The sequence below is a fragment of the Polaromonas sp. OV174 genome, from assembly GCF_900112285.1.
Lineage (GTDB): Bacteria > Pseudomonadota > Gammaproteobacteria > Burkholderiales > Burkholderiaceae_C > Polaromonas.
This window is the reverse complement of record NZ_FOKZ01000005.1, coordinates 197,340-212,627: the sequence shown is the minus strand read 5'-3', so window position 1 is coordinate 212,627 and position 15,288 is coordinate 197,340. Positions and strand designations below refer to the sequence as shown.

General features: G+C 62.5%; 12 protein-coding genes and 1 rRNA gene. 8 read left to right on the top strand and 5 right to left on the bottom strand.

Annotation, left to right across the window (positions count from 1 at the left end; genetic code table 11):
- Positions 1 to 148 precede the first annotated feature (148 nt).
- Positions 149 to 261: ribosomal RNA gene (gene rrf, locus BM160_RS07010) — 5S ribosomal RNA — on the top strand.
- A gap of 180 nt (positions 262 to 441) precedes the next feature.
- Here rrf and BM160_RS07005 read toward each other — a convergent pair.
- Genes BM160_RS07005 through BM160_RS06995 form a run of 3 tightly spaced genes read right to left on the bottom strand, consistent with a single transcriptional unit; the run spans position 442 to position 3,877 of the window.
- Positions 442 to 1,362, bottom strand: coding sequence for an MBL fold metallo-hydrolase (locus tag BM160_RS07005; protein WP_092002603.1), 921 nt, complete (start codon positions 1,360 to 1,362; stop codon positions 442 to 444).
- 24 nt (positions 1,363 to 1,386) lie between these two features.
- Complete coding sequence (locus tag BM160_RS07000; RefSeq protein ID WP_092002600.1) at positions 1,387 to 3,072, bottom strand: AMP-binding protein; 1,686 nt, start codon at positions 3,070 to 3,072, stop codon at positions 1,387 to 1,389.
- Between the two features lie 58 nt (positions 3,073 to 3,130).
- Positions 3,131 to 3,877, bottom strand: a complete 747-nt coding sequence (locus BM160_RS06995; RefSeq protein WP_092002597.1) for a DUF8198 family protein — start codon at positions 3,875 to 3,877, stop codon at positions 3,131 to 3,133.
- 67 nt (positions 3,878 to 3,944) lie between these two features.
- On the opposite strand from BM160_RS06995, the gene BM160_RS06990 reads away from it, so the two are divergent.
- From BM160_RS06990 to BM160_RS06970, 5 genes are all read left to right on the top strand, one after another.
- The gene (locus BM160_RS06990) at positions 3,945 to 4,451 is read left to right on the top strand and encodes a hypothetical protein (RefSeq protein ID WP_092002594.1); all 507 of its coding nucleotides are present in this window, start codon (positions 3,945 to 3,947) and stop codon (positions 4,449 to 4,451) included.
- Positions 4,448 to 6,073 (top strand): GMC family oxidoreductase, encoded by a 1,626-nt coding sequence (locus BM160_RS06985; protein ID WP_092002591.1) that lies wholly within the window; start codon positions 4,448 to 4,450, stop codon positions 6,071 to 6,073. Before BM160_RS06990 ends, BM160_RS06985 begins: the two co-directional genes overlap by 4 nt.
- A 76-nt stretch (positions 6,074 to 6,149) precedes the next feature.
- Complete coding sequence (locus BM160_RS06980) at positions 6,150 to 7,064, top strand: esterase/lipase family protein (RefSeq protein ID WP_092002588.1); 915 nt, start codon at positions 6,150 to 6,152, stop codon at positions 7,062 to 7,064.
- Positions 7,065 to 7,123: 59 nt separating this feature from the next.
- Complete coding sequence (locus tag BM160_RS06975; protein WP_092002586.1) at positions 7,124 to 8,236, top strand: response regulator; 1,113 nt, start codon at positions 7,124 to 7,126, stop codon at positions 8,234 to 8,236.
- The gene (locus BM160_RS06970; protein WP_092002583.1) at positions 8,233 to 11,640 is read left to right on the top strand and encodes a response regulator; all 3,408 of its coding nucleotides are present in this window, start codon (positions 8,233 to 8,235) and stop codon (positions 11,638 to 11,640) included. The genes BM160_RS06975 and BM160_RS06970 overlap by 4 nt, the downstream gene beginning before the upstream one ends.
- On the opposite strand, the gene phhA is transcribed toward BM160_RS06970, so the two are convergent.
- Together phhA and hppD are read right to left on the bottom strand one after the other, a co-directional pair.
- Positions 11,637 to 12,500, bottom strand: a complete 864-nt coding sequence (gene phhA, locus BM160_RS06965) for a phenylalanine 4-monooxygenase (RefSeq protein ID WP_092002580.1) — start codon at positions 12,498 to 12,500, stop codon at positions 11,637 to 11,639. The two genes, BM160_RS06970 and phhA, sit on opposite strands and share 4 nt — an antisense overlap.
- Entirely contained in the window at positions 12,501 to 13,676 is a 1,176-nt protein-coding gene (gene hppD / locus BM160_RS06960; RefSeq protein WP_092002577.1) for a 4-hydroxyphenylpyruvate dioxygenase, read from the bottom strand.
- A 117-nt stretch (positions 13,677 to 13,793) separates the two neighbouring features.
- On the opposite strand from hppD, the gene BM160_RS06955 reads away from it, so the two are divergent.
- Positions 13,794 to 14,267 (top strand): Lrp/AsnC family transcriptional regulator, encoded by a 474-nt coding sequence (locus BM160_RS06955; protein WP_092002574.1) that lies wholly within the window; start codon positions 13,794 to 13,796, stop codon positions 14,265 to 14,267.
- 258 nt (positions 14,268 to 14,525) lie between these two features.
- Positions 14,526 to 15,260, top strand: coding sequence for a GNAT family N-acetyltransferase (locus tag BM160_RS06950; RefSeq protein WP_092002571.1), 735 nt, complete (start codon positions 14,526 to 14,528; stop codon positions 15,258 to 15,260).
- Positions 15,261 to 15,288 lie beyond the last annotated feature (28 nt).

Genomic DNA, 15,288 nt, shown 5'->3' with positions numbered 1-15,288 from the left:
GGATTGCTCAGGGTTGTTATGCCAAGTTGACGCATTCAAAAGACGCCGCCCAGAACTTAAGTTCGGGCTGTGCAATAATCTAAATTAAAGCTGATTTGCTCTATGAATTCGATAGGTTGTCCTAGCGACAACCCGTCAAAAAGTTATGCCTGATGACCATAGCAAGTTGGTACCACTCCTTCCCATCCCGAACAGGACAGTGAAACGACTTAGCGCCGATGATAGTGCGGATTCCCGTGTGAAAGTAGGACATCGTCAGGCTCTTACAGCAAGAAACGCCCAGTTGATCAAGTGATTGACTGGGCTTTTTCTTTGGCCGATTCACTTTGGCTTGAGTCCCTTCAGAACCGCCCGCAGGCCTGCCATGCGGGCTTTTTTGTGGCTGGCATTTTCAAATAACGATCCCCGGGCGCTAGGCCGCTCGATCGGACTCTGGGCGGCTCAGGCATTCAGAAGGTCGCGCCCTTCCCGCTTGGCGACGCCGGCGGCCACCAGCTCGGCGCAGAGTTGCTCTATCCAGGGGCGCAGCGGCGCATCCGCGAAAAACCGCGCCCTGATTTGCATCAAGTACGGCGTGGCCATCGCCCATTGGGTAAACCCGTCCCATGACTGCCTTTGTACTTCGAGTAATTTGAACTTGAGCAGTACCTTCACGGCATGGCGTGCATGCTTGAGTGGATGATTGACAAAGGCATCCAGACGCTGGCGCGCAATCGTCAAAACCGCTGGGCTGTAAGCAAAGATTCGACCATGACCGGGAATCACAACTTTCGGCGCCAGGCCCTCAATCATGTCCAGGGTCGCTGCGACCTCGGCAAAAGCATGATCTCCTTCAAGCTCCGGAAACACCACGCCAAAGCCGTTCTCCCACAAGGCATCCGCTGAAATGAGTGTTTTGCTGGCCGGTTCGAAGAAAACCACGGAATGAGGATCGTGACCGGCGGCGGCATGGATTTGCCAATCGCAAGTACCGAATCGCATCTGCGTGCCCGGCTTGAGGATTTGATCGAATTTGAATCGAGGACACAGCTGTCCGGTAGGCACATAAGTCAGTGCCACAGCATCCCATTGCTCGACCTGTTGCGCATGGCCGGGGGGTACCCATGTCTGCAGATCCGGGTATTGGGCTTGCAGGGCCGCATTGCCGCCGCAGTGGTCACTGTGCAGATGGGTGTTGAGGAGAAGGTCCAAGGGGCGATCACCCAGAGCCAGCTCCAGTAATGACACCGTCTGTTCGGCGTGGGTACAGTAGCCGCTGTCAATCAGCAGGCTTTTCTCGCCGCCGGTGAACAAAATATTGTTCGAAGATAGCCAGCCGCGTTCAAGAACCTGCAGCCCTGGGGGTAGGTCAAGCGTGTTCATCGGCAAGCCATGGCGAGCATGTCTTTAGCCAGGCTGGCGCAGTTCGCGCCTGAGGATTTTTCCGACATTGGTTTTGGGTAGATCATCGCGAAACTCAATATGTTTGGGGCGTTTGTAGCCCGTGAAATGTTGCTTGCAATAGCTATGGAGCTCATCTTCGGTCAGTGTCGGATCACTTTTCACCACAAAGACCTTGATGGCTTCACCTTGCTTCTCGTCGGCAATGCCGATAGCAGCACATTCAACCACGCCGGGGCACAGGGAAATGACGTTTTCGAGCTCATTGGGAAAGACATTGAAGCCCGACACAATGATCATGTCCTTTTTGCGGTCAATGATTTTTGTGTAGCCGCGCTCATCCATCAGGCCGATGTCACCGGTTCGCATGAAGCCGTCGTGGGTAAAGGCTTTCTCGGTTTCCGCTGGCTGGCGGTAATAGCCCGTCATCACCTGCGGGCCCTTGATACAGATCTCACCGGCCTGGTCTAGCGCCAGGGACTGACCATCGTCATCCTTGATGGCGACTTCAATGCCGGGGAGCGGCAAGCCTATGCTGCCCGTGAACTCCTTATTGGTCACCGGGTTGTTGGTGCCTATGGCGCAGGTTTCGCTCATGCCCCAGCCTTCAATCATGGGGCAGCCGGTGACCTGCAGCCAGTGCCTGGCGGTGCCCTCTGAGGCCGCCATGCCGCCGGCTTGCGAGACGCACAGACTGGAGAAGTCAATGCCTTTGAACTGCGGATGCTGCAGCAAGGTGTTGAACAGGGTGTTGACCGCAGGCAACATGTGAAAAGGCCGTTTCTTCAGCACCTCGATGAACTTGCCGACGTCGCGTGGGTTGGGCACCAGCGTCAGATGGGCGCCCCAGCGTATGACCAGCAGGCAGAGCGTCAGCGCGAAGATGTGATACAGCGGCAAGGCCGCGATATTGTTGGTCTTGCTGACATCGCCGACCCGCTTGAGCGCAGGGGTGAACCAGGCCTCGGCTTGCAAAATGGCGGCGACGATATTTCGGTGCGTGAGCACGGCGCCTTTGGACAGTCCCGTGGTGCCGCCCGTGTATTGCAGAAAAGCGATGGAGTCCAGCGTGCTGGACGCTGGCTTGAGGCCAAGGCGGCGGCCCTGCGCAATGGCGTGCTTGAACGAAGTGACGGTGCGGCCCTGGCTCAAGGGCAACTGGTAGGCGGGCACCAGTTTGACCAGATGCCTGACGGCGAAGGTGATCCAGCGGCCATAGGCAAAGCCGAGCAAATCCCCCATGGAGGCCATCACCACATGCTGAACCGGCGTGCGCTCTATCACTTCGGCCAGCGTGGCCGCGAAGTTCTCCAGGATCACCATGGTGGTCGCCCCCGAGTCCTTGAGCTGGTGCTCCAGTTCGCGCGCGGTATAGAGCGGATTGATGTTCACGCAGGTATAGCCGGCACGCAAAATCGCCGCCATGGTGACGGCGAACTGTGGCACGTTGGGCAGCATGATGGCGACCCGCGCGTCGGGTGCCAGGCCCAGGCATTGCAGCCAGGCAGCCAGGGCCGCCGACAAGTCGTCCAGCTGTCCGTAGGACATCCAGCGGTCCATGCAGACCGAGAACGGTTTGCTCGCGTTTTTCTTGAAGGAGTCTTCGAGCAGCTGATTGAGCGAGCGGAATTGTTCCGGGTCTATCTCGTGTGCCACGCCATCCGGGTAACTCTTGAGCCAAGGCTTGTTCATACAAACTCCTTGTGGCTCATTGTGAGAGTCTGGCTGGCCAAGCGATAGCGGGCTTGTCCTAATGCGGCGCGTTGGCCGCGAGCAAATGCTTTATTCGGGTCTCGCAGGCGACGGCCTCGTCGTCAAACAGCGCGCGAATCCATTCCGATTCGCGCTGCTTGATCAAGCTCAGGAACTCGTCCGCGCCGCGCATCTCGGCGAAGGCGTCAAAGCCGGCTTCCAGGAAATGCTGCAGCGTGTCCAGGCCGGCAGCTGCGGCCGGTCGACGCATCAGCTTGAGCAGGGTACGCAAGCCCCGGGTGCGCGTCAGGCGGTCCAGTTCATGGCCCAGCTGCAGCACCACCTCGAGTTGCCGCCGTCGCGCCGCCAGATCTCCGACGCGGCGCCAGCAGCGGATGTAGCGGGCGCATTCGCTGCTTCGCGTTGATGCGGACTTGTCGGCCAGCCACTGCCGTGCCAGCAGATCGTCAAGTTGCTCCGTCAGCGCATGCACCTCGGCCAGTGCCGCCGCCGTGCTGACGACGGCTTGCGGAAAAAGCTTGGCGATGGTGTTGGCAATACGTGCGAACTGCTGGTCGCGCTCGGCGTAGTCCTGGTCGCTGTACAGCTCATGCAGGAAGAAGGCGGTAGCGGTTTTGTAGCGCGGGCTGTGCAACAGGTCGGCGTAGCTGGCCTGAAAGCGGCGGGCCTGAAAACGTTTGACCTCCAGGCTGGCCTGCGCCAGCGCCGGATCGTTGGCCCATTGCTGGCGCAGCTGCGAAACGGCCTGGAGCGCGAGGTGAATTTTGTTGGTGGAGGGGTCCATACAAACCCGGAGTTTATCTAGGTATGGCGCCCTATCGAAATACCGGGACCCATGCGAAACTGCAAAGATGCAAAGAAGAACCCTGCTCGCGCTAGGCGCTGCATCGGCGGCCGTGCTGCTGCTTGCCGGCGGCCCGGCGGCATGGCTGCAGCCGGGCTGGCGGGCCGGCGCCTTGACGCCGGTCGGCCGTGAAGTGTTTGCGGCCGTCGGCCAGGCGGTGCTGGCGCAAAGCCTGCCGGCGCAGGACGGGCCACGCCAGACGGCGATCAATGGGCTGCTCAGCCGGATTGATGTCTTGGTGCGGGCGCTGCCGTCGCATGCGCAAGCTGAGTTGTCGCAATTGCTGTCCCTGCTGGCCAGCACGCCGGGCCGCCACGCGCTGGCCGGCCTCGATAAGCCCTGGCCCAAGGCATCAATCGCCGAGATCCAGCAAGCGCTGCAGGGCATGCGCCTGTCGACCCTGGCCTTGCGCCAGCAGGCCTATGCTGCCTTGCATGACATCAGCACCGGCGCTTATTTTTCCGATCCGGCAAGCTGGCCCTTGCTGGGCTATCCCGGCCCGCTCCAGCTATGAGCCAGTTGAAGGATCCGATCCGGGACGGCTTGCGGCGCGGCTGGAAAGTCTGGGGCGGCGCCCTGGGCCAGGCGCCGGAAAAAATCAGCTGCGACGTGGCCATCATAGGCAGCGGCGCGGGGGCCGGCATTACCGCCGAACTGCTGGCCAAGGCCGGGCTGCAAGTGGTGATGGTGGAAGAAGGACCGCTGAAAAGCAGCAGCGACTTCAATCAGAAAGAGTCCGAGGCCTACCCTTCGCTCTACCAGGAAAGCGCCGCGCGCAAGACCCAGGACAAGGCCATCACTATCTTGCAGGGCCGCTGCGTGGGCGGCTCCACCACGGTCAACTGGACCAGCTCGTTTCGCACGCCGGCCAGCACGCTCCAGTTCTGGCAGGACAACTTTGGCCTGAGCGCCTACACCGAGGCCGCTCTCGCGCCTTTTTTCGCGCAGGCCGAGCAGCGCCTGAACATCGCGCCCTGGCAGCTCGCGCCTAATGAGAACAATGACTTGCTGCGCCGCGGCGCCCAGAAGCTGGGGATTCCCGTGGGCGTCATGGCGCGCAACGTCAAGGCTTGCTGGAACCTGGGCTCCTGCGGCCTGGGCTGCCCGACCAACGCCAAGCAGTCCATGCTGATCACCACGATTCCCGCGGCGCTGGAGCTGGGCGCCCAGCTCCTGACCGAAACACGGGCCGAACGCTTTGAGCTGGCCAACGGCAAGGTGACTGCGCTGATATGTCGAAATATAGAACCAAATGGGGCTCTGGCCCAATCAGGACAAGTGCAACGAGCTATTAAAATAATAGCAAAGCATTATGTTCTGGCGGGCGGCGCCATCAACTCCCCGGCGCTGCTGCTGCGCTCGGGCGCGCCGGATCCGCATGGCCGGCTGGGCGCCCGAACCTTTTTGCACCCGGTGGTGATGTCATCCAGTGTGTTCGCGCAAAAGGTGGAGGCCTGGAGCGGCGCACCACAAAGCATTTACTCAGATCACTTCCTGCAAACCCGGGCACTGGACGGCCCCATGGGCTACAAGCTGGAAACGCCGCCGCTGCACCCGGTGATTTTTGCCTCCACCGTGCCCGGCCTGGGTCAGAGCCAGCACGAGCTGCTCAGCTCTTTTGCGCACAACCACACGCTGCTGGCGCTATTGCGCGACGGCTTTCACGATGAGTCCCAAGGCGGCCAGGTCAGGCTGCGCGCCGACGACTCCGCCGTGCTGGACTACCCCTTGACCGACTATGTGCTGGAGGGCTGCCGCAGCGCGCTGCTGTCCATGATGGAAATCCAGTTTGCCGCCGGCGCCAAGCAGGTTATGCCGCTGCACGAGATGGCCCAGCCCTACAGCTCGTGGGCGCAGGCGCGCGCGGCGGTGGCGGCGCTGCCCATGAAGCCGCACCTGACCAGGATCGTCAGCGCGCATGTGATGGGCGGCTGTGGCCTGGCCGGCAGCGAGCGCCAGGGCGTGAGCCGCCCCGATGGCGTGCATTGGCAGCTGGAGAATCTCTCGATTCATGACGGCTCGCTGTTCCCGACCAGCATAGGCGCCAATCCGCAGCTCTCGATTTATGGCGCCGTCAACCGCCTGGCGCAAGCGCTGGCGAAAAGACTGACGGGTCGGGAGGTCAGCCTGGCGTGATGAGAGCCTGTTCACGATCTATACGCGACCCCGTATAGATCGTGAACAGGCTCTAAGCAGGCGGCATACTCCGGCCATGTTGTCGCATCTGCAAAAACTCATCACCCTGTTGCTCATCGTGGCCGCTGGCGGCTGGCTGCTTTACTTTCGCAGCAGCGCCCCCTGGCTGGCCCTGGGAGGCTGTTTGCTGATTGCGCTGGGCCATAGCGGTTTTCTGGCCATTGAGTTCCTGGCCTCACGCCACCTTAGCCGAAAAGAATCGGCGCCCCGGGTCAGCGCCAAAGAACTGCTGCGCGCCTGGCTGGGCGAGAGCTGGACGGCGCCGCAGGTGTTTTGCTGGCGCCAGCCGTTTCGCGCCCAGGCGATCGCCGACCAACTGGCGCCGCCAGCCCCGCTGCAGGGTCAGCGTGGCGTGGTCTTTGTGCATGGGTTTTTCTGCAATCGGGGGTTCTGGACGCCCTGGCTGAAACGCCTGCAGGGCGGCAAGCACGCCTTCGTGGCACTGAGCCTGGAGCCGCCGTTTGGCTCGATTGACGACTACGCGCCGCAAATCGACGCGGCGGTGCAGCGCGTCACGCAGGCCAGCGGCATGGCGCCGCTGCTGGTGTGCCACAGCATGGGCGGGCTGGCCGTTAGAGCCTGGCTCAAGCACATGAAGGCCGAGGCGCGGGTGCACCATGTGGTGACCCTGGGCTCGCCGCACCGCGGCACCTGGCTGGCGCGCTTTGGCCTGAGCCACAACAGCCTGCAGATGCGGCGGCAGTCCGACTGGCTGGCCGAGCTTGATCGGGGCATGCCCGCGCATCGCCACGCGCTGTTCAGCTGCTGGTATTCCAACAGCGACAACATCGTGTTTCCCGTTTCCACGGCCACTTTGCCGGGGGCCGACAACCGCCTGCTGCGCGGCGCAGGACATGTGCAGCTGGCTTTTTTGCCGCAAGTCATGGATGCCACGCTGGCCTTGCTAGACGACAATACAGCCCGGCCGTAATTGCCGTCGCGCGGCGTTTGTCGGCCGCCATCAATATTTCAGAAATCGTGAGAGTTTTTATGCCTTTGATCGTGGTGATTGATGATGACGCCGGCACCCGCATGCTGGTCAGCCAGGTACTCAAAAAAGAAGGCCACCAGGTGATGGCCGCCGAAGATGGCGCCAAGGGGCTGGCGCTGATTCAGGAGTTCAAGCCGGATCTGGTGGTCAGCGACGTGCAGATGCCGCTGCTGGACGGCTTTGAAGTGCTGGACCGGATTCGCGCGGATAGCGCCCTGGCCGCCACGGCCGTGATCCTGCTGACTTCGCTGCAGGATCGCAGCTATATGCGCCAGGGCATGACCACGGGCGCGGATGACTACCTGACCAAACCCTTTGCCCCGCAGGAGCTGCGCGAGGCCGTCAGCGCGCAGCTGAACAAACGGGTGAGGGCCGATGCCATGCGCGCGCAGGTGGTGGACCAGGCGGTACAGGTGGCACTGGATGAGCAGCGCCAGAAGATCAGCGCGCTTTATGAAAGCCGCATGGTCAAGGCGCTGAGCGAGCAGTGGCCCGATAGCAGCGTGGTGCAGGATCAGGAAAAATTCGATAGCGCGACGGTGCTGTTTGCCGACATTCGCGACTATGGCTTGTGGACCCAGGCGCTGAGCAGCGCCGAACTCAGCGATATCGTGCAGCTGCTTTACAGCAGCGTCGGCGATACCGTCTACCTGTTTGGCGCCCACCACATGCAGTTTGTCGGCGACGGCATGCTGTGCGTGTTTGTCGATGCGGCCGATACCGAATCCGTCAACCATGGCTTGCGCGCGGCGCGCGCGGCGCTGGGCCTGGCCGATGCCACCAAGCGCATTGACGCCTATGTGCGCCAGCGTTTCGGCGCGCTCGGCCTGCCCAAGTTCTCGCTGGGCGTGGCCTTGCACAGCGGCCCTGTGGCCTTTGCCAGCCTCAATGGCCTTATAGGCAGCACCGGCCAGGCCACGCCGGTGGGCGACACCGTGGCGGCGGCGCTTAAATTGTTCAAGGGCGAGCCGACACTGAACTGGACGATTGCCGCCAGTGTGCAGGCGGCGCGCCTGGTGACCGGGGCCGTGCGTACCGGCCAACGCGCGCTGATCCAGGTGCCGGGGCGCAGCAAGCCCATGGACAGTGTAGAAATTGTGGGGTTTGCATGAACGCGCCCGCCATCGCCAAGGCGGCCCAGTCCATGCAGGGTCGCACCTGGTCGCTGCGCGTGGTGTTGGTCACCAGCTTGCTGCTGCTGTCCATCGTGCCCGCCGCCACCGTCGGCTGGTTGCTCTACCGCAGCAACCTGCAAAGCGTGCATACGCTGTCCGAGAAAATTGTCGAGGATGTGGCGCAACGGGTTAAAACCGGTGCCGAAGAGCATTTGTCGCAGGCCCATGTGGTGTTCAACGGCCTGATCCACGAGTTGCCCAGCGCGTCCGCGGTGGCGCGGGCACGCCGGCTGATTCGGCAGCCCGAACTGTTCGAGCAAACCGCCTTTGCCATGACACGCATGACGCCGTCTGTGCCGCGCATGTATCTGGGCACTTACCGGGGCGAATTCCTGGGGGTGGAAACACTCACCCAGGATGCCAGCGGCCAGAGCCATGTGAGCGTGCGCCAGCAGGGGGAGGCGGGGCGGCGCTATTTTGCGGCCGGCCATCCCACCGACCGCAGTCAGCGTCTGGACACGGAGACGGAAAACTACGAGCCGCGCAACCGCGCCTGGTACCAGGCTGCGATGCTGTACAAGGGCCGCGCCTTCACCCCGGTGTCTCCGTCACTGTCCGACAAGCAACTGCGCATCACGCTGGCGCAACCGGTGTACGACCTGGACGGCGGCGCCCTGGGCGTGTTTGCCGTTGACCTGCAGCTCAAACGCCTGAGCGAGATGCTGCAAGGCATGCGCATCAGCCCGCGCGGCGCGGCATTTTTGCTCGACGAACAAGGCTTTGTGGTGGCCAGCTCGACCAGCGACCCGCTGGTAGCCGAGGTCAAGGGGCAACTGGAGCGCCGCCGGCCGCTGCAAAGCCGCAATGCCATCGTGCGCAGCGCCTACGAGGAGATCGCTCCCAGCTTGGGTAAAACCCTGGAGTCCAGCGTGCAGCGCGTGTCCTTTTTACGCCGCGTCCCCATGGGTGACGATGCCTTGATGGTGACGCTCAAACCCTTTGGCGAAAACCTGGGTTTGCGCTGGAGTCTGGTGGTGGCCGCCCCCGAGAGCGACTTCACGGCGACTTCCCAAGCCGCCCTGAAACAGACGCTGGCGGTAACGGCGCTGACCCTGGTACTGGGTGCCCTGCTGGCAATAGGCCTGGCCTACCGTCTGAGCCGGCGCATCAGGCGCCTGAGCATCGCCGCCACCCAACTGGCGCGGGCCGAGGTACCCGCTGTGCTGAACAACACCCGCATCACCGAGGTGCGTCAGCTCTCGCAAGCCCTGCACGACAGCGCGCAAGAGCTGCAGCGCAACCGCGCCGCAATAGATGCGCAGACGATTGCCTTGCGCGAAGCCAATGAAACGCTGGAGGCTCGCGTTGCCAGCCGCACCGCCGAACTGGAAGCGTCCCGCGAGGAAGCGCTGGGCGCGGCCCGGGCCAAGGCGGCGTTTTTGGCCACCATGAGCCATGAAATCCGCACCCCGCTGAACGGCGTGGTCGGCATGACCACCTTGCTGGCCGACACCGCGCTGGATCTGGAGCAGCGCGACTATGTGCACACCATGCGCATCTCCAGCGACCAGTTGCTGGGCGTGATCAACGACATTCTGGATTTTTCCAAGATCGAGTCGGGCAAGCTGGACCTTGAAAACGAACCGCTCAATCTGCTCGCCGCGATCGAGGAGGCTTGCGACATTGGCGCCCCTAGGGCGCGCGAGAAGGGACTGGAGCTGTTGGTCGATATCGATGACGAGTTGCCCGCCTGGGTGCGCGGTGACGTGACCCGGCTGCGCCAGGTGCTGCTCAACTTTGTCAACAATGCGGTCAAGTTCACCGAGCACGGCCAGGTCCTGGTGTCGGCCCGGGTGCTGGAAGAATTCACGCCGGAGCAGGGCGGCCTGATCGAGTTTCGCGTCAAGGACAGCGGCATAGGCATTCCCGAAGACCGGCAGTCGGCCCTGTTCCAGTCCTTCGCGCAGGTCGATGCCAGCACCACGCGCAAATACGGTGGCACAGGTCTCGGCCTGGCGATCTGCAAGCGCCTGGCGGCGCTGATGGGCGGTACGGTGGGGCTGGAGTCGGTGCCCGGCGAAGGCTCGACTTTCTGGTTCACCGCCAGGCTGGGTCACGCCGATGTGCCCGAGGTGTCGCTGCTGTCCTCGCTGCAAATGGTCAGTCTGGCCGGCAAGCAGGCCGCCGTGGTGGATGACACGCCGGTCAACTTGCGCATTCTGGACAAGCAGCTCAGACGCTGGGGCATGCTGCCTACGCTGTTTGAACGCGCCGCCGATGCGCTGGAGTGGCTCAAAAGCCATCCGGTGGCGGTGGTGGTGAGCGACATGCACATGCCCGAGATGGACGGACAGACCTTTGCCCAGATCTTGCGTGAGCGCAGTCCGGACACGCCCATCGTGCTGCTGACCTCGGGCACCATGCCGACCGGTGAGCAGGCCAGGGTGTTCGATGCCAGGCTGCTCAAGCCCTATCGCCAGTCGCAGCTGTTCGAGGCCATTGCCCGCGTCACCTCGGTGGCTGTGGCGGTTGAAAACGTCGCGAAAGCCGAGCGCCCGGCGCTGCGCAACCAGTTCATCCTGGTGGCCGATGACAACGCGGTGAATCTGAAAGTCGCGCTGGCCATGCTGGCCAAGCTGGGCTACGAGGCCGCCACCGCCATCAATGGCCGCGAGGCGGTGGACCGTGTCGCCGCCTCACTGCGCAGCGGCACCGGTGAAACACCGCGCCAGTACGCCGCCATCCTGATGGATGCCAACATGCCCGTCATGGATGGTTTTGAGGCCTCGCGTCACATCATCAAAACCTATGGCACGGCAGCGCCTCCCATCATCGCGCTGACGGCCTCTGTGCTCGAAGAAGACCGCCAGCGCTGCAGCGCTGCCGGCATGGTGGGCTTTTTGCCCAAGCCCTTGCGCATTGATGAGCTGTCAGAGGCGCTGGCCCGCTACGCCAGGAATCCTGCGTTTGAGGGCGCTATTAAAATAATAGCTGGCGACGCAGCCCCTGCACCGGGAACAGCCGAAAATGGCTTGAATCCCGTGCAGGTGCTGATGGACTGGAGCCGGCTGGAGCAGTTCAAGGAGTTCGACGACGAGGAACGCAGCATGACGCGCGAGGTGATTGCCCTGTTTGCCAGCGATGCGCCCAACCGCATGGATGACATTCGCGCCGCCCTGGAGGCGTCTGACAGCGCGGCGCTGTCTCGTGCCGCGCATGCGCTCAAGGGCGCGGCCTCCAACGTCGGCGCGCAGGCCCTGAGCGATGCCTGTGGCGCCCTGGAGCAGTCGTGCCTGCAAGGCCAATGGCCGGCCGATGCGGCCGCGCAAGTGGCCAGCGTCGCCGAACTGAGCGACAAGACCCGCCAGGCCTTGATCGACTGGGCCGAGCAGCCGGGTTAGGACTGAGCGGCGGCGCTGCGGTCAGCGTCGTCGGCCAGCGACTGGTAGAGCGGCGTGAAGTCGGGCGTGGTGAGCGCCAGCAGCGCCTCAAAACTGTCGATCACAAAATACTGCTGCTGGTAGCTGTCTATCTTGTAGTGGGCCGCCATGCAGCGCAGCAGGTCGGCGGTGCTGCGCAGCGCTGTGCGCTGGGGCTGGGCTGACTGCACGCTGTAGACCAGCTCGCCCGGGCTGCTCAAAATGCCCGCCCCATAGGCCCGGGGCTGGCCGTTTTCCTGCAGCAGGCCGAATTCAATCGTGTACCAGTACAGGCGCGAGAGCATTTCTACCGCGCCGCGAAGCGGCTGCGGCCCGTGCTCCAGCGCATGCGCCTTCAGCGCGCCTTGGCCATAAGCCTGGATGTGGTCGGCGTAGCGGGCGTCAAACAGCAGCGGCACATGGCCAAACAGGTCATGAAAAATGTCGGGTTCGACGATGTAGTCGAACTCGGCCGGCGTGCGTATCCAGTCCGTCACCGGAAACTTGCGATTCGCCAGCAGGGTAAAAAAGGGCACTTCGGGGATCAGCCCGGGCACGCCCACCAACTGCCAGCCGGTGGTTTTGATGAGCCGCTCATTGATGTCTTCAAAACGCGGAATCGCCGTGCTGGCGCCCAGCTTGGGCAGGGCGTCGATAAAGGCCTGGCAGGCCAGGCCGGGCAGCAGCGCGGCTTGCCGCTCGTAAAGGCGGCGGTAGATGTCGTGATCGGCCGCGCTGTAAGCCGCGTGGTTTTGCACGCAGGTGTAGTCCTCGCGCGCGCGGCTGTAGTCGCCGCGCGGCGGGCGCTGCGACTCACCATAGATCACTGGCTTGACGGCCATTTACTGGCTTTCCAGGGGTTCAAGCGCTGGGCCGCCAGCCCCTTTGGCGGCGAGTACACCGCGGCGCATCTGGTCCAGCTCTATGCTTTCAAACAGCGCCTTGAAGTTGCCCTCGCCAAAGCCGTCGTCGCCCTTGCGCTGTATGAATTCAAAGAAGATGGGGCCGAGCTGGTTTTCGCTGAAGATCTGCAGCAGCAGCGCGCCCTGTTTGCCGTCCACCAGCACCTTGCGCCGCTTCAGCTCGGCCACGTTTTCGCCGTGACCGGGAATGCGCTTGTCGATCAGCTCGTAATAGGTGTCTATGGTGTCCAGCAGCTTGACGCCACTGGCTCGCAACGCGTCCACCGTGGCCAGCAAGTCGTTGCTGCCCATGGCAATGTGCTGTATGCCCTCGCCCTGGTATTTGTCCAGGTACTCCTGAATCTGGCCGGCCTTCTCGTTGCCTTCCTCGTTGATAGGGATGCGGATCTTGCCGCAGGGGCTGGTCATGGCCTTGCTTTTCACGCCCGTCACCTGGCCTTCGATGTCGAAGTAGCGGATCTCGCGGAAGTTGAACAGGCGTTCGTAAAAGCCGGCCCACTCGTCCATGCGGCCGCGGTGCACGTTGTGGGTCAGGTGGTCGATATAGGTCAGGCCATGGCCGACCGGGTTGAGGGCGTCAGCATCAATGCCGGGCAGGGGCTTGAAGTCCACGTCGTAAAAGCCGATGTTGCCGATGTCGCCGGGCTGAGCGCCGTTTTTGCCGCGCCACTGGTCTATGAAATAGATGATGGAGTCGCCAATGCCCTTGATGGCCGGAATGTTCAGCTCACCCGGGCCCGCCGTGTGGGCATAACCCCAGGCACCCAGGGAAATGGCGCGCTCGTAAGCGGCCTTGGCATCGTTCACCCTGAAGGCAATGGCGCAGACGCTGGGGCCGTGCTGGCGCGCAAAGCGCTGGGCGAAGGAGTCGGGCTCGGCGTTGATGATGAAGTTGATGCCGCCCTGGCGGTACAGCGTCACATTCTTGTGGCGGTGCCTGGCAATCGGCTTGAAGCCCATGCGCTCAAACACGGCGCCCATGGCCTGAGGGTCGGGCGCGGCGTATTCGATGAATTCAAAGCCGTCGGTGCCCATGGGGTTGTCCCAGGCGGCGCCATGTTCAAAGTTCAGGGCGGCGTTTTCGCGTGCGTTCATCTTGTCTCCAGATTGGGTGTTCGTATGAAGTGACTTTAGCGGCGCGGGCAGTCAGTTTTACTGCGAAATGGGGCGTCTGGATTGCCATTGACACAGTAAACCTGCAAAATTGGGCAAATGGAAACACTCGACAAGCTTGATCGTCACATTTTGCGCAGCCTTCAGGACGATGGCCGCGCCACCTACGACCAGCTCGCCGAGCAGGTGGGGCTGTCACCCAGCGCCGTGCTGCGGCGTGTCAAGCGGCTGGAAGAAAGCCGGGTGATTGACCGCTATGTGGCGCTGGTCAAGCCCGAGGCGGTCGGCTTGGGGCTGACGGCCTACCTCAATGTGCGGCTGGAAAAGCACACCGAAAGCCACAAGCGCAATCCCATGGACCTGTTTCGCGCCAGTGTGCAGACCTGGCCCGAGGTGGTGGAATGCGCGGCCCTGACCGGCGAGATGGACTATTTGCTGCGCGTGGTGGTGCAGGACATGGCGCACTACAGCCGCTTCATCATGGACACCTTGCTCAAGCACCCCAGTGTGCAGGACTGCAAGACCAGCTTTGTGCTGGACCGGGTCAAGGCGACCACGGCCGTGCCCTTGTAGCGCTGGCTTGTTGGCCCGGACTGGGTTAGGGTGTCATGCTTAAGACCTGCCAAAGCCGTGGTGCGGTAAAATTGTTGCACTGCAGCAACTGCTGCGGATGGACTTTACTTGCTATTATTTTGGTAGCTTGTTGCGCTTGTCTGACAAGGGCTTAATGCCAATTTGATGCCTATTTTTCTTGGTATCCGGCTTCTTTTTTTGAGCGTTCCTCTAAGGGCTTAGGTTTCGATGCCTAGTAGAAACCCTTATATTAAAACCATGGTTACTCCCGGCGCACTTTTCAAAGCATCTCTCAAGGCGAGCAAGGAGCTCTTCCGCCCGCCGCTGGAGGCGCGTGAATTGGACGCCCCTTCTGCCAAGCCCGCCAAACCGGTCATGGTGCCGATACGTTCCATAGGGCCCAGCCATGGCGAGCGCATCACCGCCCACCTGCTGGCGCTGAGTGCGCACGACCGCTATTTGCGCTTTGGCTATTCCGCCAGCGATGAGCAGGTCAGGCGCTATGTGGACGGGCTCAATTTTGAGCGCGACGAAATCTTTGGCATTTACAACCGCCGGCTGGAGCTGATCGCCATGGCGCACCTGGCGTTTTCGGAGCCCGAACTCAAGAGCTGCGCCGAGTTTGGCGTGTCGGTGCTGGCCCGGGCGCGTGGCCGGGGCTATGGCGCACGCCTGTTCGAGCGCGCCGTGATCCATGCGCGCAACGAGGGCATAGACATGATGTTCATTCATGCGCTGAGCGAAAACACCGCCATGCTCAATATCGCCCGCAAGGCCGGCGCCACCATACAGCGCGATGGCTCGGAGAGCGAGGCCTACCTCAAGCTGCCGCCTGCCGACATGGACTCGCGCGTGACGGAAATGCTGGAAGAGCAGATCGCCCAGACCGACTACCGTCTCAAGGTTCAAGCCAAGCAGTTCTGGGATTTCCTGGCGCTGCTGCAGGAAGTGCGGCGCGGCGTGCGCGACGGGCGTGATCGCATGCCGATGTAGGGCCCGGGCAGCCCCTGGCTGCGCATTC